This window comes from Streptococcus mitis, from assembly GCF_946190285.1.
Taxonomy (GTDB): Bacteria; Bacillota; Bacilli; order Lactobacillales; family Streptococcaceae; genus Streptococcus; species Streptococcus mitis_CP.
In genome coordinates this window covers 1-23,433 of sequence record NZ_CAMHZX010000004.1, presented here as the reverse complement: position 1 = coordinate 23,433, position 23,433 = coordinate 1, and the positions used below count along the sequence as shown (strand labels likewise).

Below are 23,433 nucleotides of genomic sequence, written 5' to 3'. Positions count from 1 at the left end.
TTGTCAAAACAGGGGTTTTTTATTGAAAGGATTTTATCATGTCAAAGAAACTCAATCGTAAAAAACAATTACGAAATAGCCTCCGTCGTGCAGGTGCTTTTTCAAGTACTGTGACTAAGGTTGTAGAAGAGACAAAAAAAGTCGTAAAACGTGCAGAACAGTCAGCAAGCCAAGCTGGTAAGGCTGTTTCTAAAAAAGTTGAACAAGCAGTAGAAGCTACTAAAGAACAAGCTCAAAAAGTAGCCAATTCTGTAGAAGATTTTGCAGCAAACTTGGGTGGACTTCCACTTGACCGTGCCAAAACTTTCTATGATGAAGGAATTAAGTCTGCTTCAGATTTCAAAAACTGGACTGAAAAAGAACTCCTTGCTTTGAAAGGAATCGGCCCAGCCACCATCAAGAAATTGAAAGAAAATGGTATCAAGTTCAAGTAATCTTTCTTGTGCCTTGCATTTCCGTCAAAATCTTGCTACAATAGAGCCATTAGAGGTGTTTTGAATCCCACATTTTACAGAAAGTGGCGGTGCTGAGAAGTCCACAAATGTGTCAAAACTGGTTGCTAATGGATGAAAATTTGAAATAAAAGTGTCTTTTTGTTTTAAAGACGAGAGTTGCGGGCAACTGCCCGAAATTGGGTGGTACCGCGGATAAATACATTCGTCCCTGTCATGTAGATGGCAGGGCTTTTCTTTTTCGTTTTGGTCAAAGGAGGTTGTTATGAAGCAATCTTTTAACACAAGTAAACTTTACTATGGCTTTCCTATCTTCATTTTGGGGTATCAGGACCAGAATTTTAGACACAATATTACGACCTGTAGCTCCTCTTATAGCTTGGGAGATTGGCTAGTTATCGGTGTTGGTTCTGAGGAAAATGCGGCTGATCAGATTAAGCATTATCAAAAGTTCACCGTGAATATCCCTGATGAAAATCTCATGCTCGAGATGGAGCAGGCTGGTTTTATCAGTCATCGAGAGAAATTGAAACACCTGGGGCTAGACTACGAGATTTCTGAACGGACTCATGCTCCGATTTTGGAGTTTTGTCCAGTTGTTTTGGATTGCCAAGTGGATCGGATTATCGAAGAAGATGGAATCTGCCATATCTTTGCTAAGATTCTGGACCGACTGGCTAATCCTGACCTCTTGGATGATAAGGGACATTTTAAAAATGACCGTTTTGCGCCGACTTACTTTATGGGGGACGGGCACCAGCGCGTTTACCGTTATCTAGATGACCGAGTCAATCCCATGGGAAGCTTCATCAAGAAAGCGAGGACGAAGGATGTCAAGAGCTGAATTACCAGAACGATTAGAAACCGAACGTCTCGTTTTACGAGTCCGGACAGTCGCTGATGCTGAGGATATCTTTGATTATGCTAGTCGTCCAGAAGTTTCTTACCCAGCAGGTTTTCCACCTGTCAAGACCTTGGAAGATGAGATTTATTATCTGGAGCATATCCTTCCTGAGCGTAATCAAAAGGAAAATCTCCCAGCAGGCTACGGGATTGTTGTCAAAGGAACCGATAAAGTCATTGGTTCTGTTGATTTCAACCATCGCCATGCGGATGATGTGCTAGAGCTTGGCTATACTTTGCATCCAGATTATTGGGGTCGAGGCTATGTACCAGAAGCAGTGCGTACTTTGATTGACTTAGGATTTAAAGAACTGGAGCTTCATAAGATTGAGCTGACTTGCCTTGGTTACAATCTCCAAAGTAAACGAGTCGCAGAAAAACTTGGATTTACCCTCGAAGCTCGTATCCGATACCGTAAAGATGTTCAAGGAAACCACTGTGACAGTCTGATATATGGTTTGCTGAGAAGTGAGTGGGAGGTAATTTGATGCATCTTTTCATCATTGGTGCTCCGGCCTCAGGGAAAATGACGATTGGTCAAGAGTTATCTCGACTGACAGATGCTACCCTCTTTTATAACCATCAAGCCATCGATTTTGCACTAGAAATCTATCAGGATTATACAGAGGAGATGTGGGAATTTGTTCGTGGAATTACCTTTTCTTTCCTTGGAGCAAGTGCAAGAAATCAGCGATCAGTAATTTTAACAGACGTAATTGATTTTTCAAATCAGTACCAGCTGCTGTATTTGAAGCAAATTCAGGATTTGTTGGATGACTATCATCAAGAGATTCTTTTTGTGGAGTTGGAAACAAGTCTTGAGGAGCGCTTACATCGAAATCGAACGGAGAATCGATTAATGCACAAACCCTTAAAACGACATATTGAGGTATCTGAAAGAGAAATTTTAGATACAGCTGAAACACTTCAATTAAATTCCCAACATCAACCGAATGAGTTGCACCACTACTTTAAAATAAATAATACGAATTTGTCTGCAGAAGAAGTTGCTAAGCAAATTCAAAATAAAATGAATACAATAGAGAAAGGACAAACACATGTCTAAAGAACTTTCACCTAAATACAATCCAGCCGAAGTTGAGGCTGGTCGTTACCAAAAATGGCTTGATGCGGATGTTTTCAAGCCTTCAGGCGATCAAAAGGCTAAGCCTTATTCAATCGTCATTCCACCACCAAATGTAACTGGTAAGCTTCACCTTGGTCACGCTTGGGATACGACTTTGCAGGATATCATTATCCGTCAAAAACGGATGCAAGGTTTTGATACCCTTTGGCTTCCAGGTATGGACCACGCGGGTATTGCAACTCAGGCTAAGGTTGAGGAGCGCTTGCGTGGTGAGGGTATTACGCGTTATGACCTAGGTCGTGAAAAATTCCTCGACAAGGTCTGGGAATGGAAAGACGAATATGCGACAACTATCAAGGAACAATGGGGCAAGATGGGGCTCTCTGTAGACTACTCTCGTGAGCGTTTCACTCTTGACGAAGGTTTGTCAAAAGCTGTTCGTAAGGTCTTTGTGGACCTTTACAAGAAAGGTTGGATCTACCGAGGTGAATTTATTATCAACTGGGACCCAGCAGCTCGCACAGCCCTTTCTGATATCGAGGTTATCCACAAGGACGTAGAAGGTGCCTTCTACCACATGAACTATATGCTGGAAGACGGTTCACGCGCCCTTGAAGTTGCCACAACTCGTCCTGAGACTATGTTTGGGGACGTTGCGGTTGCGGTCAATCCAGAAGATTCACGCTACAAGGACTTGATCGGAAAAAACGTCATCCTTCCAATTGCTAATAAATTAATCCCAATCGTTGGGGATGAGCACGCCGACCCTGAGTTTGGTACAGGTGTCGTGAAAATCACGCCTGCCCACGATCCAAACGACTTCTTGGTTGGTCAACGCCACAACTTGCCGCAAGTCAACGTCATGAACGACGACGGTACTATGAATGACTTGGCCTTTGAATTTGCAGGTATGGACCGTTTCGAAGCTCGTAAGGCAGTCGTTGCTAAGTTGGAAGAAATCGGTGCCCTCGTTAAAATCGAAAAACGTGTCCACAGTGTTGGTCACTCAGAACGTACAGGTGTCGTAGTTGAGCCACGCTTGTCTACTCAGTGGTTCGTCAAGATGGACCAATTGGCCAAAAATGCTATTGCCAACCAAGACACAGATGACAAGGTAGAATTCTACCCACCTCGTTTCAACGATACCTTCCTTCAATGGATGGAAAATGTCCATGACTGGGTAATCTCTCGTCAGCTCTGGTGGGGTCACCAAATCCCTGCTTGGTACAATGCTGAGGGTGAAATATATGTCGGCGAAGAAGCTCCAGAAGGTGACGGTTGGACTCAGGACGAAGACGTCTTGGATACGTGGTTCAGTTCGGCTCTTTGGCCATTCTCTACCATGGGCTGGCCGGATGTCGACTCAGCAGACTTCAAACGTTATTATCCAACGTCAACTTTGGTGACTGGTTATGATATTATCCCGTTCTGGGTATCTCGAATGATTTTCCAAGGTTTGGAATTTACTGGCAAGTCGCCATTCAAAAATGCCTTGATTCATGGTCTCATTCGTGATGAGCAAGGACGCAAGATGTCGAAATCTCTCGGTAACGGGATTGATCCAATGGATGTTATTGATAAGTACGGAACAGATAGCCTTCGTTGGTTCCTTTCAAACGGTTCTGCACCAGGGCAAGACGTGCGTTTCTCTTATGAGAAAATGGATGCTTCATGGAACTTTATTAACAAAATCTGGAACATCTCTCGTTATATCCTCATGAATAATGAAGGTTTGACCCTTGAGCAAGCAACTGCCAATGTGGAAAAAGTTGTCAACAAGGAAGCTGGAAATGTCACAGACCGCTGGATTCTCCACAACCTCAATGAAACGATCGGCAAAGTCACTGAAAACTTTGACAAGTTTGAGTTTGGTGTAGCTGGACATATCCTTTACAACTTTATCTGGGATGAGTTTGCGGACTGGTATGTTGAATTGACTAAGGAAGTCCTTTATAGCGAAAATGAAGAAGAGAAAGTTATCACACGTTCTGTTCTCCTTTACACTTTGGACAAGATCCTTCGTCTCCTTCACCCAATCATGCCATTTGTGACAGAGGAAATCTTTGGACAAATCTCAGAAGGCTCTATCGTTACAGCAGAATACCCAACTGTTAACCCAGCCTTTGAAGACCTTGTGGCCCACACTGGTGTAGAAAGCCTCAAAGACTTGATTCGTGCTGTTCGTAATGCGCGTGCTGAAGTAAACGTAGCACCAAGCAAACCAATCACTATCCTTGTTAAGACAAGCGATAGCGACTTGGAAGCCTTCTTTAACAGCAATGTCAACTACATTAAACGCTTCACAAATCCAGAACACTTGGAAATCGCATCAACTATTCCTGCACCTGAACTCGCAATGTCAAGCGTCATCACAGGAGCAGAAATCTACTTGCCACTCGCTGACCTCCTCAATGTCGAAGAAGAATTAGCTCGTCTCGACAAGGAGCTGGCTAAATGGCAAAAAGAACTGGATATGGTCGGTAAGAAGCTCTCTAACGAACGCTTCGTAGCCAATGCCAAACCAGAAGTCGTCCAAAAAGAACGCGACAAACAAGCCGACTACCAAGCAAAATACGATGCGACAGTCGCACGTATTGATGAGATGAAGAAACTCGTGAAATAAAGAAGCTTTAAGCAGATTCTGATAAACTAGTCTAATATCAGAACTGCTTTTTTAGTTGATTTATGGTAAAATATATTGATAAAACAAAAAGCAATAGGAGGCCGACATGAAAATAAATGCAGTTGATTTATTTTGTGGTGTAGGCGGTCTAACGTATGGTATTCAGCAGGCGGGTATCAATGTTGTTGCTGGTTATGATATTGATGAAAAAAGCAAGTTTGCGTACGAGCACAACAATAATGCTAAATTTATTTTAAAAGATGTTAAGGAAATTGAAGACGATGAAATATTAGGGTTATATCCATCAGATACTGACATAAAAGTACTTATTGGATGTGCTCCCTGTCAACCTTTTTCGACATATAGTCACAAATATAAAAATAATAAAAATACAATTCAAAAGATGGATTTACTAGACTACTTTGGAAAGCAAGTTAGATTGGTAAAACCAGATATTGTTTCAATGGAAAATGTACCACAATTAGCTAAAGAAACTGTTTTTAATAATTTTTTAACATTACTAGAAACTGAAGGATATAAAGTAAATTGGAAAATTGCTTTTGCCCCTGCTTATGGCATTCCCCAAAATAGAAAACGTTTATTACTTCTAGCATCTAAATTTGGAGAAATTTCCTTTATAGAAGAGTTGTCTACAAAGGATTACCCGACTATCAGACAGGCTATAGGGGATCTACCAAAGTTAAATGCTGGAGAGACCGACCCTTTAGATGTGTTGCATACAGCTCGAAATTTATCTGATATTAATTTAAGTCGAATTCGTAGTTCTAAACCAGGAGGTACGTGGAGAGACTGGGATGATTCTTTATTACCGGAATGTTTTAAAAAAGAGAGTGGCGCAACTTACGGTTCCGTATATGGTAGATTAGAGTGGGATAAACCATCCTCTACAATAACAACCCAATTCCCTGGTTATGGAAATGGTAGATTTGGGCATCCAGAACAAGATAGAGCACTTAGCCTTAGAGAAGGAGCTATTTTACAAAGTTTTCCAAAAAATTATCAATTTATCAATAAATTAGATTCATTCTCCAATCAAAGAATTGCAATACAAATTGGCAATGCTGTACCTCCAAAGTTAGGTGAAGTAATTGGCGCAAGTATAAAGAAACATTTGGAAGTGTATTATGAAAAAACAACTTGATTTATTTAATGAAGAACATAAAAAAGAAATTGAAAAACAAATTTTAGAACTAAAAAACGATTTGAATTATGATACCCGAGATTATCCTGTTGAATTTATTGTTTCACTATACGAAAATGATTCAAGAATATTCACGCCTGATTATCAACGTGAAGAATCACTTTGGAGTATTTTGTACAAATCACGATTTATTGAGTCAATGATTTTAGATTATCCTATTCCTCTAATTTTTTTAGCTGATACTCCTGAAGGTAAATTAGAAATTATTGATGGTTTACAACGAATTTCAACATTAACTGAATTTTTAAATGATGATTTTGAATTGGAACAACTTAGAAAACTTACAAAACTGAATAATTGTTCTTTCGAAGATTTACCAAATTCAGAAAAAAATAGGTTAAAGGCTAAATCATTAAGAATTATTGTTTTAAAAGAGTCTACTCCAAATGAAGTTCGTAAAGATTTATTTGATAGATTAAACACAAGTTCTCTTCGTGCAAATTCAAGTGAAGTTAGATCAGGTAGAGAAAGTGATAATCCGCTGATGAGGCTTATAAAAGAACTTAAGAGTGATCCGATATTTATAGCAAATACTAACCTTTCAATAAGTGCAATTAATAGGAAAATGGATATTGAATTAATTAGTCGTTTTTTTGCATATAGCAATGATTTGAATTCATATGATGGTCATGTGACAAATTTTGTTGATCGTTACATTGCTAAAGAAGGTGAAGCTTGGGATGAATCCAAGGAAGAACATTTCAAAGCTGAATTTAACAATACAATGCAATTCGTTCAGAAATTTTTTGATAGAGGATTTCAAAAAGAAGATAGAAAACAAACACCTCGGGTGAGATTTGAAGCTATAGCAGTGGGTGTTAATCTTGCCTTGAGAAATAATCATGATTTAGAAAATGTTGTTACCAGAGATAAAATAATAGAGATGTTATCTAGCGATGAATTTGTTAGATGGACAACAACAGATGCAGCAAATAACAGAAGTAAAGTTATAGATCGGATTTATGGTGTTAAAAATTTCCTATTAACAGGAAATTTCACCTCAGAGTAATTAATATGGATAATTTAAAAATTGAGGTAGATCGTTTTATTGTTTTTTTAAAGAGTATTGAGAGAACGTTTGTTGGATTTCCTTTTAATGATTGCTATAGTTTTAAAGTTGAGATTATTCAAAATAGTGAAGCTGAAGCTGTTTTTAAATCTATGAAATCAAATGTCGTAATCATGCTATATAATTATGTAGAGGCTACTGTTAGGAAAACTATGAGTGACTTTTACAATAAATTCAATACATCAATGTCCTCATACTCTGAAGTGATTCTAGAGTTAAGAAAATTGTGGATTTCAAGTAAGGTCAAAGATATTAAAGAAAATACTATTGTTGCGGATGTATTTGAAATGATTGAAAATTCTATTAGTCAAGAGTTTTTAATTTCATTAGATTTTGAGAAAGATTTTTCGTTATCTGGAAATGCTGATGTACGAACTATAAAGGAAATCTTATATAAACATGGAGTACGTTTCGAAGAATCACAGTTTTCAGATTATGGTGGTTCGTTAAAGTCTATTAAAGATATGAGAAATAGTTTGGCTCATGGAAACATTTCTTTTGAAGATAATGGCAAAGACTTGACAGTGGCTGATATAGAAAAATATAGAGACCATATTTATAGTTGTTTAAATAATTTTTGTGAATTGGTGAATTCTCAAAGTTTTTGATTTGATAAACTATCAAAAATTACTGAAAGCATTATTAGTTAATGTTTCACGCTTTGAAGACCCAATATTTTAGAAAGCAGGTTACTACATGACAAATTCTGTAAGTTCGAACCGGCCTGAGAAGTACAACATTGCAGCTTTCTTCTCAGGTGTTGGGGGAATTGAGTTGGGATTTGAACAGACCAACGAGTTCAGAGTGGTGTATGCCAATGAATTTGATAAGTATGCGCGCCAGACTTATCAGTTAAACCATCCAGATACCTATTTGGATGGTCGTGATATTCACGATGTTCAGCCAGAGGATATTCCGGCTGAGCGCGTGGATGTGATTATGGGAGGATTTCCTTGTCAGGCCTTTAGCATTGCGGGTTATCGCAAGGGATTTGATGATGATCGTGGCGATCTTTTCTTTGAGTTGCTTCGCATGATTGAGGGATGTAAACCTCGTGCTATCTTTATCGAAAACGTCAAGAACATGGTCGGTCATGACCATGGCAATACCTTCAAGGTTATTCGTGAAGCCTTGACCGAGAACAATTACTTTATCAAGTGGAAGGTTCTCAACGGGAAAGACTACGGAAATATCCCTCAAAACCGTGAGCGGATCTACATCGTTGGTTTTGATACCAAGGAAGCTTATGACTTGTTTGAATTTCCAGAGGAAATCAAACTGACTACGACTCTTCAAGACGTCATTAACTTTGGTGACCAGCTTGATGAAGTCTACTACTATCGTGAAGGCAAGCAAAATTTCTACGACCAGTTGAAGTTTGAAGTGACTAGTCAAGATACGGTTTACCAGTGGCGCCGTCAATATGTCCGTGAAAATAAAAACGGTGTCGTCCCTACCTTGACAGCCAATATGGGAACAGGTGGACACAATGTCCCATTGATTCTGACAGATAGTGGCGAGATTCGGAAGTTGACTCCCAAAGAAACATTTAATGTCCAAGGTTATCCTAAATCCTTTAAAATCCCAGAAGGAGTTTCTAACGGACAGTTATATAAGCAGGCTGGAAACAGTGTGGTTGTTCCCGTGATTAAACGTATCGCGGAAAATGTTGCCAAGGCTTTAAATGAAAGTCAGGGGCAATCTCAACTTGACCGTTCAGGAAAATTCGCCATTATCTATACTAAGATGAATGGTCAATTTGAAGGGCAGTCTTATGTGAAAGACTTTGCGGATAGTTATGATCAAGCTATTGAAACAATCAATGCCTATAATGATGGTTTAGCCGTTCTGTCTGGTGAAGATTATTTAAAATTGGTTAAAAAACGAGGCAATCTCGAATTTTACAGTATTAATTAACGAATATATAAGAGGGTTAGTGAAAAACTAATCTTCTTTTGATATACTGATAATAGAAAAGAGGATGCTTATGTGGGAACATCTAAAGTCTGAACAAAAAGAAAAATACAAAACCTTAATTACCAACTTCGCTAGCTTGAGCCAAGCCTTCTCTCAAAAGGCAGAATCTGAAGATGAGGGACAAACAGAGAATTATGTTGCTCCAATTGTTAATTCTAAATTTCAGGAAACTGTTTTCCAGAAGGCTTTTAATGCGGTTGGAGAAGATATTGCCAATACCTCCTATGATGCTTCTGTCGTAGTGGATGAAAATCATAAATACCTAGTGGGTATCAAGTCTTTTGGAATTAATTCGGGAGATCAAAAAATCGCTCAGTTTAAAAAAGATTCTCAATCTTGGACGGAATTGTTGGGTGATATCAAATTCCATGCAGATATTTCAGCAGATAAAGAAACAGCAGACAAGAAAAACTATCAACGCTATGAAGAGTTGGCCCGAAAGATTGCGACTTTGAGAAATCAGAGAATCGAATCTTCTAAGGCACAAATAAAGGGTTTTAACTCAGATTCGGTCAATGTTGAAGCTGTTTATCATGTTTTGATGCCGACACCAAAGGGAGAAAATCCTAAGATTTTTGTCGGGGAGACGACTTATTTACCAGTTGATATTGACAACCTGGTCATTGAAGGTTCTACCACCAAAAACAATCCAACTAATTTTCGATTTACGGATGGACAACATCATTACAAGTATACAGCAGCTGACAGCCAGCTCCACATGACTTTTAATAATAAAGACATTGTAGTAGATACTTGGGACGTTCACTACATCGAAGATCCTTTTTCGCTATTTGAAAACCTTCATTTACTGACAGCTGAAAAGGAACAATCCGATGTCCTAGAAACGGTATCTTGGGTTATCACAGACAAACATGGAAATGTGGAAGAAAACTCTGGTTTCAATGCCTTTAACGGAGGATCAAAACTAGCTAAGAAAGATCGTCTGCCACGGATTCTAAAGATTCAGGAAAAATTCAAAGACAGTCTGGCTCCAGAAGAACTAGCCTTTGTGACTTTTTCTTTAGAAGAAATCCTCTTGAAGAAATGGACCAGCAAGGAAGAAAAAGCTCAGATGAAGGCGATTCGTGAGGACTTGATTCACTTTGTCCACAATACTGGCAATAAAAAACTCATCAAAGAGATTGAACAACTCGTCTATCGGCCAGTTAGTGAAGTTTACATTCCTCTGCCTGATTCGAAAAACTTTCACGATGAAAGACCAGATTTCTTTGGGCCAGGCTTCGGGACCTTTGAACCCGGTACCAAAAAACTAGCTCTACCAAAAGAAGAAAGAACCTTTAAACTACGCTTTTTATCTTCTGGAGATGTCATCAATGCCTATATCAACCAAGAAGCTGGTAAGGCAATCCAGTCAACTGATAAGCAAGAAATTCTTGGGAATTGGATTTTACGTGGTGTTTTCCAGTTGAAAGAACGAGAAGTCTTGACAGGCCAACGCCTCAATGAACTGGAGATCAACGGTATTCGCTTGACTAAGTTTAAAAATGGGGAAATCGGTATTGAATTTATCTGGATTGATACTGAAAATCCACCAATCGATGCCATAGGCTGGGTAGCAAAGAAATAAAAAGTCCTGTCACTTTCTCCCCCTTAACCTTTGACTATTCTGCAAAATTATCGTAAAATAAAGAGTAAATGATAAAATGAGGTCAGAGTCTGTTCGCTCTGGCGATAGTAGTATAAATGAGGAGAAACGCTTTGGAATTAGAAGTATTTGCTGGGCAAGAAAAAAGTGAACTATCTATGATTGAGGTAGCGCGTGCTATCTTGGAACTTCGTGGTCGCGATCATGAGATGCATTTTAGCGATCTTGTAAACGAAATTCAAAACTACCTTGGAACATCAAACAGCGATATCCGCGAAGCTTTGCCTTTGTTCTACACAGAGTTGAACTTTGACGGTAGTTTCATCTCACTTGGAGATAACAAATGGGGTCTTCGTTCATGGTATGGCGTAGACGAAATCGACGAAGAAATCATTGCTCTTGAGGAAAATGACGACGATGAAGTAGCACCAAAAGCTAAGAAAAAACGTGTCAATGCCTTCATGGATGGCGATTCAGATGCAATTGACTACAATGCAGATGATCCAGAAGACGAAGATGCATACGAAGCAGATCCAGCTCTTTCATACGATGACGAAAATCCAGATGATGAGAAAAATGAAGTGGAAGCTTACGATGCAGAAATCAATGAAATCGCTCCAGATGACTTGGGTGAAGACGTGGATCTCAACGAAGAAGACGATGAGTTTTCAGATGATGATGCTGAAAACATCGAGGAATAAAAGTTAGCTATTGACAATTATCCTATTTTTAGGTATCATATTGTTCGGGCACCTCTTTTAGAGGTCGGGGCTCCCTAGTTCTTAGGGAGCTATTTTTGTTTTTTCAAGAAGTTATCTTCTTGCATTTTAGTTGTGAATCTGGTGCAGTCGTCCCAGATTATTCTTATTAGTAGGGTCTTGTTTCCTATGTCCCCTCGTAGTTAGCAAGACCTTGAGCATTTTAGAAAGAGGAATCTATGTCTACGAAATATATTTTTGTAACTGGTGGTGTGGTATCGTCTATTGGGAAAGGGATTGTGGCAGCGAGTCTGGGCCGTCTCTTGAAAAATCGTGGTCTCAAAGTGACGATTCAAAAGTTTGACCCTTATATCAATATCGATCCGGGAACTATGAGTCCTTATCAGCACGGGGAAGTCTTTGTGACAGATGATGGAGCTGAGACAGATTTGGACTTGGGTCACTATGAACGTTTCATCGATATCAATCTCAACAAATATTCCAACGTGACAACTGGTAAAATTTACAGTGAAGTTCTTCGTAAAGAACGTCGTGGAGAATACCTTGGGGCAACTGTTCAGGTTATTCCTCATATCACAGATGCTTTGAAAGAGAAAATCAAGCGTGCTGCTGTAACGACAGACTCTGATGTCATTATCACAGAGGTTGGTGGAACAGTAGGAGATATCGAGTCCTTGCCATTCTTAGAGGCTCTTCGTCAGATGAAGGCAGATGTTGGTGCGGATAATGTTATGTACATCCATACAACCTTGCTTCCATACCTCAAGGCTGCCGGTGAAATGAAAACCAAACCAACCCAACACTCTGTCAAAGAATTGCGTGGATTGGGAATTCAGCCAAATATGTTGGTGATTCGTACAGAGCAACCAGCTGGTCAAGGAATTAAAAACAAACTAGCTCAGTTCTGTGATGTGGCACCAGAAGCCGTTATCGAATCGTTGGACGTTGAGCATCTTTACCAAATTCCATTGAACTTGCAAGCACAAGGTATGGACCAAATTGTCTGTGACCATTTGAAATTAGACGCACCAGTAGCAGATATGACTGAATGGTCAGCCATGGTGGACAAGGTCATGAACCTGAAAAAACAAGTTAAAATTTCCCTTGTCGGTAAGTATGTTGAGTTGCAAGATGCTTACATTTCTGTGGTTGAAGCCTTGAAACACTCTGGTTATGCCAATGACGCAGAAGTTAAAATCAATTGGATCAATGCCAATGATGTGACATCAGAGAATGTGGCAGAGCTTTTGTCTGATGCGGACGGAATCATTGTACCAGGTGGTTTCGGTCAGCGTGGTACTGAAGGGAAAATCCAAGCTATCCGCTATGCGCGTGAGAATGATGTTCCGATGTTGGGTGTTTGCTTGGGAATGCAGTTGACTTGCATCGAGTTTGCTCGTCACGTTTTGGGTCTTGAAGGTGCCAATTCTGCAGAACTTGCACCAGAAACAAAATACCCTATCATTGATATCATGCGTGATCAGATTGATGTTGAGGATATGGGGGGAACCCTTCGTTTGGGACTTTACCCATCTAAGTTGAAACGTGGTTCTAAGGCAGCAGCTGCTTATCACAATCAAGAAGTGGTGCAACGCCGTCACCGTCACCGTTATGAGTTTAACAACGCCTTCCGTGAGCAGTTTGAGGCAGCAGGTTTTGTCTTCTCAGGAGTTTCTCCAGACAATCGTTTGGTTGAAATTGTGGAAATTCCTGAAAATAAATTCTTTGTAGCGTGTCAGTATCACCCTGAACTTTCCAGCCGTCCAAACCGCCCAGAAGAACTCTACACTGCTTTTGTCACTGCAGCAGTTGAGAACAGTAATTAGCCAAATCAGAACCTTTGAGAAGAATCTCAGAGGTTTTTTGCTTGCATATTTAGGATAAGATTTGCAAAATAAAAACATAGTGATATAATTAACATAATAAAAACTAAAGGGGATTTACAATGAAAAAAATCACACTATTTGGTTTGTCTCTAGCAGGTTTAGCTTTACTGGCTTTTCCTCATTCAGGTCAGGCCTTCGAGCTAAAAGAAGAATGGGTTGTTAAATGTGGAGTTCAGTATCAAGATGGCAACATTCTCCGATTTAACAATGGCCATGAAGTGGATATTAAAGTATTGGATTTGCCAAAAACCGAGAAAATCGAGTGGACGGTTAGTCTCAATGGTCAGGATCAAACTGTCAATTTCCTAGGTCAAGAAAAGGACAAGTCTATGATGGGGGTAGAGGGGCGTTACCTGAATTTCTATGTACCTTATGGCTATAGAGGAGATATCAAGGTAGAAGCCAAGAGCGGAAATGAAGTAAAGACCTGGTCCACTAAAGTAGTAGATGATGTATATAATGACGGCGGAAAGAGTGGTTACTTCCGTATTGAAGAATCAAATAATCAATACACCTACCTTGATACAAAATGGGATTATCAAACCAAAACTTACACTGCCACCCTACCAGAGACTCTCAATGGTCAAAAAGTCTTTGCTTGGGCAGACTATGACAATGGCGAGTTGAAACTTGAAAAACTAAAATCTATCAGTCATAAATATGATGGAGAATCTTTCAAAGAACTTTATCCGATTGTCAAAGCAGAAAGCTGGCTAAAATCGAACCAAAACTGGTACTATCAAAAACAAGGTCAATTAGTGCAAAATGCTTGGGTTAAGGACAATGGAACTTGGTACTTTATGAATGATAAAGGAGTCATGTTCAATCAAACTTGGCTCTATCAAGGTAGCAACTGGTATGCCTTTAAATCATCAGGAGCTATGATTGCTAGTGATTGGCTTTACGACCAAGGCAAGTGGTACTATTTATCAACTTCAGGAGCCATGAAAGCAAACGCTTGGGTTTATGACAAGGGAGAATGGTATTATGTAAGTTCTTCTGGTGCCATGATTGCGAATGATTGGGTCAAAGACAATGGTAAGTGGTATTATCTAGCTTCGTCAGGTAAGATGCTTCGCAATACCTACACACCAGATGGTTACTATGTAGATGCTAGTGGTGCTTGGAAATAAGAATAAGAAGTCCTTTTCCTGAAAGGAAGAGGCTTTTTACTTGCTTTTCTGCTGCTTCCTCATTTGTCCTAAAGCCTTTTTTGTGTTAAAATGAATGGTATGAAAGCTAAAAAAATGTGGATGGCAGGTCTGGCTCTGCTTGGTATTGGGAGCCTTGCCCTTGCTACGAAAAAAGTTGCAGATGACCATAAGCTCATGAAGACTCAGGAAGAGTTGACAGAGATTGTGCGAGACCATTTTTCAGATATGGGGGAAATTGCGACCCTCTATGTTCAAGTCTATGAAAGCAGTCTAGAGAGCTTGGTCGGTGGCGTCATTTTTGAGGATGGCCGTCATTATACCTTTGTCTATGAAAATGAAGACCTAGTCTATGAGGAGGAAGTCTTATGATACAACCAGCAAGTTTAGAAGAATTAGCATCTTTAGTAGAAAAAGATGGCAAGAAGGTTTTCCTTTTTGTGGCGGACTGGTGTGGCGATTGTCGTTATATCTATCCTGCCTTGCCAGAGATTGAGGAGACCAATCCAGAGTTCACCTTTATTCGAGTGGACCGAGATCAGTATATGGATTTGGCCAAACTCTGGGATGTATATGGAATCCCTAGCCTTGTTGTTCTAGAAAAGGACAAGGAAATCGGCCGTTTTGTCAATCGCGACCGTAAAAGCAAGCAACAAATTAACGACTTTTTATTAGGACTGAAATAGGAGAAAAAGGAAACAATGATTTTTACATATAATAAAGAACATGTCGGTGATGTCCTTATGGTCATCGTGAAAAACAGCGGAGATGCCAAGTTGGACGTGGAGCGCAAAGGCAAGGTAGCCCGTGTTTTCCTTAAAGATAATGGGGAAACAGTAGCTTGGAATATTTTCGAGGTTTCAAGTTTCTTTGAAATTGCAGAGCGAGGTCAAGTTTTTTTATCAGATGAACAAGTCGCTTGTTTGAACCAAGAGTTGCAAACGGAAGGCTTTAAAGAAGAAATTATCAACGACAAGGAACCTAAGTTTGTTGTTGGTGAGATTGTCGAGATGGTAGCCCATCCAGATAGTGACCACCTCAACATCTGCCAAGTTGCAGTCGCAAGTGACAAGACAGTGCAAATCGTAGCAGGGGCTCCCAATGCGCGTGTGGGGTTGAAAACCATTGTAGCTCTTCCAGGAGCTATGATGCCCAAAGGCAATCTTATTTTCCCAGGTGAGCTTCGTGGCGAAAAGAGTTTTGGCATGATGTGTAGCCCTCGTGAATTGCATCTGCCAAATGCTCCGCAAAAACGTGGTATTATTGAATTATCAGAAGACCAAGTTGTTGGAACTCCATTTGATCCAGCTAAACACTGGACTGTTTAAGAAGTTGTCAGTATCTGATAGACCAGCTAGAAGGAAATAAGATGGCAAAAAATGTAGTGATTACAGGAGCGACATCAGGAATTGGTGAAGCGATTGCGCGTGCTTATCTGGAGCAGGGTGAGAATGTCGTTCTAACCGGGCGACGGACAGACAGACTAGAAGCCCTTAAGTCGGAGTTTGCAGCAACCTATCCAAATCAAACAGTTTGGACCTTTCCACTGGATGTGACGGATATGACCATGGTCAAGACTGTCTGCTCCGACATTCTAGAAACGATAGGGCGGATTGATATCTTGATCAATAATGCTGGCTTGGCTCTAGGTTTAGCACCTTATCAGGACTATGAAGAACTGGATATGTTGACCATGTTGGATACCAATGTCAAAGGTTTGATGGCGGTTACTCGCTGTTTCTTGCCAGCAATGGTAAAAGCAAATCAAGGTAATATCATCAATATGGGATCGACTGCAGGAATCTATGCCTATGCAGGTGCAGCTGTTTACTCAGCCACCAAGGCTGCGGTCAAGACTTTTTCAGATGGTCTGCGAATTGATACCATCGCAACGGATATCAAGGTGACGACCATTCAACCGGGGATCGTTGAAACAGATTTCTCTACAGTTCGTTTTCATGGTGACAAAGAGCGTGCTGAGGCGGTCTATCAGGGAATCGAAGCCTTGCAAGCTCAGGATATTGCAGACACAGTGGTTTATGTGACCAGTCAACCGCGTCGTGTGCAGATTACAGATATGACCATTATGGCCAATCAACAGGCGACAGGTTTTATGGTTCATAAAAAATAAAAAATTTTCTCGAAAAGTTACAAATTACTGTAACTTTTTTTGATTTCCTACGAATAGATAAGTAGGAGGAAGAAAATATGTATAATAAAGTTATCTTAATTGGACGTTTAACGTCTACACCAGAATTGCACAAAACCAACAATGACAAGTCAGTAGCACGAGCAACTATCGCTGTGAACCGTCGTTACAAAGACCAAAACGGTGAACGTGAAGCTGATTTTGTCAATATGGTCCTATGGGGCAGACTAGCAGAAACCTTGGCAAGCTACGCAACCAAAGGTAGTCTCATTTCCGTTGATGGGGAATTGCGTACTCGTCGCTTTGAGAAAAATGGTCAGATGAACTACGTGACCGAAGTACTTGTCACAGGATTCCAACTCTTGGAAAGTCGTGCCCAACGTGCTATGCGAGAAAATAACGCAGGCCAAGATTTGGCGGATTTGGTTTTGGAAGAGGAAGAATTGCCATTTTAAACATTGAAAAGTCTGAGTTGGTCTCAGGCTTTTTATCTTGAGAAAGTCAGACTTTTTTCTTGACTATTTCTGACCAAGTGATACAATAGAACTATGAATTAGCACTCGTGTGCAAAGAGTGCTAATAATACCTATCTCATTATGGAGGAAATCAGATGTTGAAACCATTAGGAGACCGTGTGGTCTTGAAAATCGAAGAAAAAGAACAAACTGTTGGAGGTTTTGTCCTCGCGGGTTCAGCCCAAGAAAAAACAAAAACAGCCCAAGTTGTAGCTATTGGACAGGGGGTTCGCACCTTGAACGGTGATTTGGTTGCCCCAAGCGTTAAGACTGGCGACCGTGTCTTAGTTGAATCCCATGCAGGTCTTGATGTCAAAGATGGCGATGAAAAGTACATCATCGTTGGCGAAGCTAACATCTTGGCTATCATTGAAGAATAGAAGGAGAAAGTAAGTATGTCAAAAGAAATTAAATTTTCATCTGATGCTCGTTCAGCTATGGTTCGTGGTGTCGATATCCTTGCAGACACTGTTAAAGTAACCTTGGGACCAAAAGGTCGTAATGTCGTTCTTGAAAAATCATTCGGTTCACCATTGATTACCAATGACGGTGTGACCATTGCCAAAGAAATCGAGTTGGAAGACCATTTTGAAAATATGGGTGCCAAATTGGTATCAGAAGTAGCTTCAAAAACCAATGATATCGCAGGTGACGGGACTACAACTGCAACTGTTTTGACCCAAGCGATCGTCCGCGAAGGAATCAAAAACGTCACAGCAGGTGCCAATCCAATCGGCATTCGTCGTGGGATTGAAACAGCAGTTGCCGCAGCAGTAGAAGCCTTGAAAAATAATGCCATCCCTGTTGCCAACAAAGAAGCCATCGCTCAGGTTGCTGCCGTATCTTCTCGTTCTGAAAAAGTCGGTGAATACATTTCTGAAGCCATGGAAAAAGTTGGCAAAGACGGAGTCATCACTATCGAAGAGTCACGTGGTATGGAAACAGAACTTGAAGTTGTAGAAGGTATGCAGTTTGACCGTGGTTACCTTTCACAGTACATGGTAACAGATAGCGAAAAAATGGTAGCTGATCTTGAAAATCCATACATTTTGATTACTGATAAGAAGATTTCAAATATCCAAGAAATCTTGCCACTCCTAGAAAGTATTCTCCAAAGCAATCGTCCCCTCTTGATTATTGCGGATGATGTAGATGGTGAAGCTCTTCCAACTCTTGTTTTGAACAAGATTCGTGGAACCTTCAACGTGGTAGCAGTCAAGGCACCTGGTTTTGGTGACCGTCGCAAAGCCATGCTTGAAGACATTGCCATCTTAACAGGCGGAACAGTTATCACAGAAGACCTTGGTCTTGAGTTGAAAGATGCGACAATTGAAGCTCTTGGTCAAGCAGCGAGAGTAACTGTGGACAAAGATAGCACTGTTATCGTAGAAGGTGCTGGAAATCCTGAAGCGATTTCTCACCGTGTTTCAGTTATCAAGTCTCAAATCGAAACCACAACTTCTGAGTTTGACCGTGAAAAATTGCAAGAACGCTTGGCGAAATTGTCAGGTGGTGTAGCAGTCATCAAGGTCGGAGCTGCAACTGAAACTGAGTTGAAAGAAATGAAACTCCGCATTGAAGATGCCCTCAACGCTACTCGTGCAGCTGTTGAAGAAGGAATCGTTGCAGGTGGTGGAACAGCCCTTGTAAATGTTATCCCAGCCGTAGCTGATTTGGAATTGACAGGTGATGAAGCAACAGGACGCAATATTGTTCTTCGTGCCTTGGAAGAACCTGTTCGTCAAATCGCCCACAATGCAGGATTTGAAGGCTCTATCGTTATCGATCGTTTGAAAAATGCTGAAGTTGGTATAGGCTTCAACGCAGCAACTGGCGAGTGGGTCAACATGATTGAAGAGGGAATCATCGACCCAGTTAAAGTGAGCCGTTCAGCCTTACAAAATGCAGCATCTGTAGCTAGTTTGATTTTGACAACAGAAGCAGTCGTAGCCAATAAACCAGAACCAGTGGCCCCAGCTCCAGCCATGGATCCAAGCATGATGGGCGGCATGATGTAAGCTTTCTATAGAAAACAACTTATAAAAAACACAAAAGGGGGAATGGCTATTCCTCCTTTTTATGCTATTCACTTCTAAATTGATTTGAGCTCTCCTAACTTATATGATAAAATAAGACTAGAAAAAGGAGAAGAACATGATCGATGTAGAAGAAATTCTGAGCAAGATGAACCCCAATCAGAAGATTAATTATGACCGTGTCATGCAGAAGATGGTACAAGTATGGGAGAAAAATGAGCAACGTCCAACTATTCTCATGCATGTTTGCTGTGCCCCTTGCAGTACCTATACTCTAGAATATTTGACTAAGTATGCAGACGTGACCATTTATTTTGCCAATTCAAATATCCATCCCAAGGCAGAATACCATAAGCGTGCCTATGTGACTAAAAAGTTTGTCAGTGATTTCAATGAGCGAACTGGCAATAACGTTCAATACCTAGAAGCTCCTTATGAACCTAACGAATATCGTAAACTGGTTCGAGGTTTGGAAGAAGAGCCTGAAGGTGGCGACCGTTGTAAGGTTTGCTTTGACTACCGTCTGGATAAAACAGCACAAGTGGCTATGGATTTAGGCTTTGACTACTTCGGTTCGGCTTTAACCATTAGTCCTCATAAGAATTCTCAAACCATCAACAGCATCGGAATCGATGTGCAAAAAATTTATACAACCCACTATCTTCCAAGTGATTTCAAGAAAAATCAAGGCTACAAACGTTCAGTAGAGATGTGTGAAGAGTATGACATCTATCGTCAATGTTATTGTGGATGCGTCTATGCAGCCCAAGCGCAGAATATTGATCTGGTTCAGGTCAAGAAAGACGCCACAGCTTTCTTACTGGATAAGGATGTTGAAAAAGACTATTCCCACATCAAATTTACTGTTACTAAATTAGATATATAAGGATAAGCCCAACTGTAAAGCTGGGTTTTTATACTCTTCGAAAATCTCTTCAAACTTCGTCAACGTCGCCTTGCCGTATATATATGTGACTGACTTCGTCAGTCTTATCTATAACCTCAAAACAGTGTTTTGAGCAATCTGCGGTTAGTTTCCTAGTTTGCTCTTTGATTTTCATTGAGTATTAAAATAAAAAACCAGGGATTTCACCCTAGTTTGACAACTTTACCGATTCTTTAGTTCTACATAGCGCTTGTACCAAATGTTTACATAGGCTTCTGAGAAAGGACCACGTCCATTGTTAATCCAATCAACAAGAATTTTGACATGTTCTTTTAAAATATAGTCCAAGTCATCAGAATAATTCATTTTGCGTTTGTGACGCTCATACTCCTCAACGTCCAAGAGACGTTTTTCCCCATCTGTAAAAATTTTAACATCCAAATCGTAATCAATATACTTCAGTGCTTCTTCATCCAGATAGTAGGGGCTAGCCATATTGCAATAGTAGGAAATTCCATTATCACGAATCATGGCAATGATATTAAACCAATATTTCTTGTGAAAGTAAACAATAGCCGGTTCTCGAGTGACCCAACGACGACCATCACTTTCGGTAACCAGTGTATGATCGTTGACACCAATAATGGCGTTTTCTGTTGTTTTTAGTACCATGGTGTCCCGCCAAGTTCGGTGGAGACTCCCGTCATGCTTATAACTTTGAATTGTAATAAAGTCGCCTTCTTTTGGAAGCTTCATAACTAACCAACTTTCTACAATTTATAAGTTTATCGTTTACTATTGTACCATAAAATTACCTAAAATCTGTGAATTTTACATGAAAATATTAAAGATATTCTCTGAGAGCGCTTGCTATATCCGAAAAATCGTAGCCTTTTCGTGCTAAAACTTGAGTTAAACGTTGTTTAAGTTCGTATCCTTCATATTTTCGGGCATACTTGGCATATTGCTTATCAAGTTCCTTGAAGATGAGTTCCTGAGTCGTTTCTTGGTCAACTTGACTATCCAACTCATCAAAGGCACTTTTAGCATCAGAGTAAGAGAATCCTTTGTTGGTCAAGTTTTGGATAATCTTATCTTGCAAGGCACGAGCTGGAAGTTTTCCTTCATATTTTTTCAAGAGTTTATTAGCTACACGTTGAGCAACTTCCGAAAAATCAAAATTATTCAAGATTTCTTCTATAGTAGATTTTGAAATTCCTCTTTGTGCTAATTTCTGAGTCAGTATAGAAGGTCCCTTGTCTCCTGAAAGTTGATTGGCATTGATGATAGCATAAGTGAACTGGCTATCATTAATCCACTTATCTTCTTTAAGATTAGCAATGACTTGAGAAATTATGTTCTCATCAATATCGTATTTTTTCAGATATTCTCTAACCTCTTTTTCAGTGCGTGCTTTAAAGGATAAGTGGTAGAGGGCTAGATTCTTACCATAAGAAAATTGGGCAAAGTCCTGAATCTCCTTCAATTCCTCTTCGCTTATCACCTTATCTCTCGATAACATAAAACGAACAATAGTATCTTCAGTAATGTAGCATTTGTCACCATTATCAAGCTCCATCAGATAGAGTCTTTTTTTCTTTTCAAGTTTTGTGATTTTCATAGTTCTATTATAACTCAAAATGTGATAAGATAGGGGTATGAATCTGAAAGTGAAACAAAAAATACCATTAAAAATCAAGCGCATGGGAATTAATGGTGAGGGAATCGGCTTTTACCAAAAAACATTAGTCTTTGTACCTGGAGCCCTAAAAGGAGAAGATATCTATTGTCAGATTACTTCTATTAAACGTAACTTTGTTGAGGCAAAATTACTGAAGGTCAACAAGAAGTCTAAATTTCGAGTTGTGCCAGCTTGTACTATTTATAATGAATGCGGAGGATGCCAAATCATGCACCTGCATTATGATAAGCAGCTGGAGTTCAAGACGGACCTACTTCACCAAGCGCTGAAAAAATTCGCCCCTGCAGGATATGAAAACTATGAAATTCGTCCAACTATTGGAATGCAGGAACCCAAGTACTATCGTGCTAAGTTACAATTTCAGACTCGAAAATTTAAAAATCAGGTCAAGGCAGGTCTGTATGCACAAAACTCTCATTATTTGGTAGAGTTGAAAGACTGCCTGGTACAAGACAAGGGAACCCAAGTGATTGCTAATCGTCTAGCAGAATTACTTACTTTTCACCAAATTCCAATCACGGATGAGAGAAAAATTCTAGGTGTTAGAACTATAATGGTTCGACGAGCAAGAAAGACTGGACAGGTTCAGATTATTATTGTTACAAATCGTCAGCTTAATTTAACCCAACTAGTAAAAGACTTAGTTAAAGATTTTCCAGAAGTTGTGACAATAGCTGTGAATACAAATACAGCTAAAACCAGTGAGATTTATGGTGAAAAGACAGAGATTATCTGGGGAGAAGAGAGTATTCAAGAAGGTGTTCTTGATTATGAATTTTCACTATCCCCTAGAGCTTTCTATCAGCTGAATCCTGAACAAACAGAAGTCCTCTATAGGGAAGCGGTAAAAGCGCTGGATGTTACTAAAGAGGATCATTTGATAGATGCTTATTGTGGAGTTGGAACGATTGGATTTGCCTTTGCAAAGAAAGTTAAAACCCTCAGAGGTATGGATATTATTCCAGAGGCCATTGAAGATGCCAAGCGAAATGCTAAAAGAATGGGATTTGACAACACACATTACGAAGCTGGAACAGCAGAAGAGGTTATTCCTCGTTGGTACAAGGAAGGCTACCGAGCAGATGCTTTAATTGTTGACCCACCACGTACAGGTCTGGATGATAAGTTATTAGATACTATTCTTACTTATGTACCAGAAAAAATGGTTTATATTTCTTGTAATGTTTCCACCTTGGCTCGTGATTTAGTGCGCTTAGTAGAAGTTTATGATCTTCATTATATCCAGTCGGTCGATATGTTCCCCCATACCGCTCGAACTGAGGCTGTTGTAAAATTAATTAAAAAATATAAAAAAAGTAGTTGACAAAGTTAGAAAAGTCGGTATAATAGTAAGAGTTGAAAATAACAGCTCTGGTCCGTTGGTCAAGGGGTTAAGACACCGCCTTTTCACGGCGGTAACACGGGTTCGAATCCCGTACGGACTATGGTA

At 39.9% G+C, this 23,433-nt stretch carries 24 protein-coding genes and 1 tRNA gene; 23 read left to right on the top strand and 2 right to left on the bottom strand.

What is annotated here, in order from left to right; genetic code table 11:
* Nucleotides 1-38 precede the first annotated feature (38 nt).
* From N8L39_RS06325 to N8L39_RS06225, 21 genes are all read left to right on the top strand, one after another.
* On the top strand, nucleotides 39-434 hold the full coding sequence (locus N8L39_RS06325) for a helix-hairpin-helix domain-containing protein (protein ID WP_000038635.1): 396 nt from the start codon (nucleotides 39-41) through the stop codon (nucleotides 432-434).
* Nucleotides 435-717: 283 nt separating this feature from the next.
* Complete coding sequence (locus N8L39_RS06320) at nucleotides 718-1,296, top strand: flavin reductase family protein (RefSeq protein WP_261010488.1); 579 nt, start codon at nucleotides 718-720, stop codon at nucleotides 1,294-1,296.
* Entirely contained in the window at nucleotides 1,283-1,843 is a 561-nt protein-coding gene (locus tag N8L39_RS06315) for a GNAT family N-acetyltransferase (RefSeq protein ID WP_261010489.1), read from the top strand. The genes N8L39_RS06320 and N8L39_RS06315 overlap by 14 nt, the downstream gene beginning before the upstream one ends.
* Nucleotides 1,843-2,421 carry an AAA family ATPase gene (locus tag N8L39_RS06310; RefSeq protein WP_261010490.1) on the top strand — a complete coding sequence of 193 codons (579 nt, stop codon included), beginning with the start codon at nucleotides 1,843-1,845 and terminating at the stop codon, nucleotides 2,419-2,421. Before N8L39_RS06315 ends, N8L39_RS06310 begins: the two co-directional genes overlap by 1 nt.
* Nucleotides 2,414-5,065, top strand: a complete 2,652-nt coding sequence (locus N8L39_RS06305) for a valine--tRNA ligase (protein WP_261010491.1) — start codon at nucleotides 2,414-2,416, stop codon at nucleotides 5,063-5,065. Before N8L39_RS06310 ends, N8L39_RS06305 begins: the two co-directional genes overlap by 8 nt.
* Before the next feature lie 106 nt (nucleotides 5,066-5,171).
* Nucleotides 5,172-6,227, top strand: coding sequence for a DNA cytosine methyltransferase (locus tag N8L39_RS06300; RefSeq protein ID WP_261010492.1), 1,056 nt, complete (start codon nucleotides 5,172-5,174; stop codon nucleotides 6,225-6,227).
* On the top strand, nucleotides 6,211-7,296 hold the full coding sequence (locus N8L39_RS06295; RefSeq protein WP_261010493.1) for a DUF262 domain-containing protein: 1,086 nt from the start codon (nucleotides 6,211-6,213) through the stop codon (nucleotides 7,294-7,296). The genes N8L39_RS06300 and N8L39_RS06295 overlap by 17 nt, the downstream gene beginning before the upstream one ends.
* A 5-nt stretch (nucleotides 7,297-7,301) precedes the next feature.
* Nucleotides 7,302-7,964 carry an MAE_28990/MAE_18760 family HEPN-like nuclease gene (locus tag N8L39_RS06290; RefSeq protein WP_261010494.1) on the top strand — a complete coding sequence of 221 codons (663 nt, stop codon included), beginning with the start codon at nucleotides 7,302-7,304 and terminating at the stop codon, nucleotides 7,962-7,964.
* A gap of 88 nt (nucleotides 7,965-8,052) precedes the next feature.
* Nucleotides 8,053-9,273, top strand: a complete 1,221-nt coding sequence (locus tag N8L39_RS06285) for a DNA cytosine methyltransferase (protein ID WP_261010495.1) — start codon at nucleotides 8,053-8,055, stop codon at nucleotides 9,271-9,273.
* A 70-nt stretch (nucleotides 9,274-9,343) separates the two neighbouring features.
* Nucleotides 9,344-10,921: a hypothetical protein gene (locus N8L39_RS06280; protein WP_261010496.1), complete on the top strand. Its 1,578-nt coding sequence runs from the start codon at nucleotides 9,344-9,346 to the stop codon at nucleotides 10,919-10,921.
* Nucleotides 10,922-11,052: 131 nt separating this feature from the next.
* A complete protein-coding gene (rpoE, locus tag N8L39_RS06275) occupies nucleotides 11,053-11,640 on the top strand; it encodes a DNA-directed RNA polymerase subunit delta (RefSeq protein WP_000418405.1) in 588 nt (195 codons plus the stop codon).
* 236 nt (nucleotides 11,641-11,876) lie between these two features.
* Complete coding sequence (locus N8L39_RS06270; protein WP_261010497.1) at nucleotides 11,877-13,484, top strand: CTP synthase; 1,608 nt, start codon at nucleotides 11,877-11,879, stop codon at nucleotides 13,482-13,484.
* Between the two features lie 119 nt (nucleotides 13,485-13,603).
* Nucleotides 13,604-14,677 (top strand): PspC-like choline-binding domain-containing protein, encoded by a 1,074-nt coding sequence (locus N8L39_RS06265; protein ID WP_261010498.1) that lies wholly within the window; start codon nucleotides 13,604-13,606, stop codon nucleotides 14,675-14,677.
* Between the two features lie 90 nt (nucleotides 14,678-14,767).
* Nucleotides 14,768-15,067, top strand: coding sequence for a DUF4651 domain-containing protein (locus tag N8L39_RS06260; protein WP_050202793.1), 300 nt, complete (start codon nucleotides 14,768-14,770; stop codon nucleotides 15,065-15,067).
* Nucleotides 15,064-15,381 (top strand): thioredoxin family protein, encoded by a 318-nt coding sequence (locus tag N8L39_RS06255; RefSeq protein ID WP_125451465.1) that lies wholly within the window; start codon nucleotides 15,064-15,066, stop codon nucleotides 15,379-15,381. The genes N8L39_RS06260 and N8L39_RS06255 overlap by 4 nt, the downstream gene beginning before the upstream one ends.
* Nucleotides 15,382-15,396: 15 nt before the next feature.
* Nucleotides 15,397-16,023, top strand: coding sequence for a YtpR family tRNA-binding protein (gene ytpR / locus N8L39_RS06250; RefSeq protein ID WP_261010499.1), 627 nt, complete (start codon nucleotides 15,397-15,399; stop codon nucleotides 16,021-16,023).
* 41 nt (nucleotides 16,024-16,064) lie between these two features.
* On the top strand, nucleotides 16,065-16,826 hold the full coding sequence (locus tag N8L39_RS06245) for an SDR family NAD(P)-dependent oxidoreductase (RefSeq protein WP_261010500.1): 762 nt from the start codon (nucleotides 16,065-16,067) through the stop codon (nucleotides 16,824-16,826).
* Between the two features lie 77 nt (nucleotides 16,827-16,903).
* Nucleotides 16,904-17,299: a single-stranded DNA-binding protein gene (locus N8L39_RS06240; protein ID WP_000282442.1), complete on the top strand. Its 396-nt coding sequence runs from the start codon at nucleotides 16,904-16,906 to the stop codon at nucleotides 17,297-17,299.
* A 155-nt stretch (nucleotides 17,300-17,454) separates the two neighbouring features.
* Entirely contained in the window at nucleotides 17,455-17,739 is a 285-nt protein-coding gene (gene groES / locus N8L39_RS06235) for a co-chaperone GroES (protein WP_261010501.1), read from the top strand.
* Between the two features lie 15 nt (nucleotides 17,740-17,754).
* Nucleotides 17,755-19,377 carry a chaperonin GroEL gene (gene groL, locus N8L39_RS06230; RefSeq protein WP_261010502.1) on the top strand — a complete coding sequence of 541 codons (1,623 nt, stop codon included), beginning with the start codon at nucleotides 17,755-17,757 and terminating at the stop codon, nucleotides 19,375-19,377.
* A 136-nt stretch (nucleotides 19,378-19,513) separates the two neighbouring features.
* Complete coding sequence (locus N8L39_RS06225; RefSeq protein ID WP_020900987.1) at nucleotides 19,514-20,281, top strand: epoxyqueuosine reductase QueH; 768 nt, start codon at nucleotides 19,514-19,516, stop codon at nucleotides 20,279-20,281.
* Between the two features lie 222 nt (nucleotides 20,282-20,503).
* Here N8L39_RS06225 and ntdP read toward each other — a convergent pair whose 3' ends face one another.
* Together ntdP and recX are read right to left on the bottom strand one after the other, a co-directional pair.
* A complete protein-coding gene (ntdP, locus tag N8L39_RS06220) occupies nucleotides 20,504-21,037 on the bottom strand; it encodes a nucleoside tri-diphosphate phosphatase (RefSeq protein ID WP_000775316.1) in 534 nt (177 codons plus the stop codon).
* 88 nt (nucleotides 21,038-21,125) lie between these two features.
* Nucleotides 21,126-21,902: a recombination regulator RecX gene (recX, locus tag N8L39_RS06215; RefSeq protein WP_261010503.1), complete on the bottom strand. Its 777-nt coding sequence runs from the start codon at nucleotides 21,900-21,902 to the stop codon at nucleotides 21,126-21,128.
* A 37-nt stretch (nucleotides 21,903-21,939) separates the two neighbouring features.
* On the opposite strand from recX, the gene rlmD reads away from it, so the two are divergent.
* Together rlmD and N8L39_RS06205 are read left to right on the top strand one after the other, a co-directional pair.
* Nucleotides 21,940-23,307 (top strand): 23S rRNA (uracil(1939)-C(5))-methyltransferase RlmD, encoded by a 1,368-nt coding sequence (rlmD, locus tag N8L39_RS06210; RefSeq protein ID WP_261010504.1) that lies wholly within the window; start codon nucleotides 21,940-21,942, stop codon nucleotides 23,305-23,307.
* A gap of 49 nt (nucleotides 23,308-23,356) precedes the next feature.
* Nucleotides 23,357-23,428, top strand: a tRNA-Glu gene (locus N8L39_RS06205).
* Nucleotides 23,429-23,433 lie beyond the last annotated feature (5 nt).

Coding starts and splice junctions, on each gene's coding strand:
- N8L39_RS06325 (WP_000038635.1), top strand. CDS start 39: ATGTCAAAGAAACTCAATCGTAAAAAACAATTACGAAATAGCCTCCGT.
- N8L39_RS06320 (WP_261010488.1), top strand. CDS start 718: ATGAAGCAATCTTTTAACACAAGTAAACTTTACTATGGCTTTCCTATC.
- N8L39_RS06315 (WP_261010489.1), top strand. CDS start 1,283: ATGTCAAGAGCTGAATTACCAGAACGATTAGAAACCGAACGTCTCGTT.
- N8L39_RS06310 (WP_261010490.1), top strand. CDS start 1,843: ATGCATCTTTTCATCATTGGTGCTCCGGCCTCAGGGAAAATGACGATT.
- N8L39_RS06305 (WP_261010491.1), top strand. CDS start 2,414: ATGTCTAAAGAACTTTCACCTAAATACAATCCAGCCGAAGTTGAGGCT.
- N8L39_RS06300 (WP_261010492.1), top strand. CDS start 5,172: ATGAAAATAAATGCAGTTGATTTATTTTGTGGTGTAGGCGGTCTAACG.
- N8L39_RS06295 (WP_261010493.1), top strand. CDS start 6,211: ATGAAAAAACAACTTGATTTATTTAATGAAGAACATAAAAAAGAAATT.
- N8L39_RS06290 (WP_261010494.1), top strand. CDS start 7,302: ATGGATAATTTAAAAATTGAGGTAGATCGTTTTATTGTTTTTTTAAAG.
- N8L39_RS06285 (WP_261010495.1), top strand. CDS start 8,053: ATGACAAATTCTGTAAGTTCGAACCGGCCTGAGAAGTACAACATTGCA.
- N8L39_RS06280 (WP_261010496.1), top strand. CDS start 9,344: ATGTGGGAACATCTAAAGTCTGAACAAAAAGAAAAATACAAAACCTTA.
- N8L39_RS06270 (WP_261010497.1), top strand. CDS start 11,877: ATGTCTACGAAATATATTTTTGTAACTGGTGGTGTGGTATCGTCTATT.
- N8L39_RS06265 (WP_261010498.1), top strand. CDS start 13,604: ATGAAAAAAATCACACTATTTGGTTTGTCTCTAGCAGGTTTAGCTTTA.
- N8L39_RS06260 (WP_050202793.1), top strand. CDS start 14,768: ATGAATGGTATGAAAGCTAAAAAAATGTGGATGGCAGGTCTGGCTCTG.
- N8L39_RS06255 (WP_125451465.1), top strand. CDS start 15,064: ATGATACAACCAGCAAGTTTAGAAGAATTAGCATCTTTAGTAGAAAAA.
- ytpR (WP_261010499.1), top strand. CDS start 15,397: ATGATTTTTACATATAATAAAGAACATGTCGGTGATGTCCTTATGGTC.
- N8L39_RS06245 (WP_261010500.1), top strand. CDS start 16,065: ATGGCAAAAAATGTAGTGATTACAGGAGCGACATCAGGAATTGGTGAA.
- N8L39_RS06240 (WP_000282442.1), top strand. CDS start 16,904: ATGTATAATAAAGTTATCTTAATTGGACGTTTAACGTCTACACCAGAA.
- groES (WP_261010501.1), top strand. CDS start 17,455: ATGTTGAAACCATTAGGAGACCGTGTGGTCTTGAAAATCGAAGAAAAA.
- groL (WP_261010502.1), top strand. CDS start 17,755: ATGTCAAAAGAAATTAAATTTTCATCTGATGCTCGTTCAGCTATGGTT.
- N8L39_RS06225 (WP_020900987.1), top strand. CDS start 19,514: ATGATCGATGTAGAAGAAATTCTGAGCAAGATGAACCCCAATCAGAAG.
- ntdP (WP_000775316.1), bottom strand. CDS start 21,037: ATGAAGCTTCCAAAAGAAGGCGACTTTATTACAATTCAAAGTTATAAG.
- recX (WP_261010503.1), bottom strand. CDS start 21,902: ATGAAAATCACAAAACTTGAAAAGAAAAAAAGACTCTATCTGATGGAG.
- rlmD (WP_261010504.1), top strand. CDS start 21,940: ATGAATCTGAAAGTGAAACAAAAAATACCATTAAAAATCAAGCGCATG.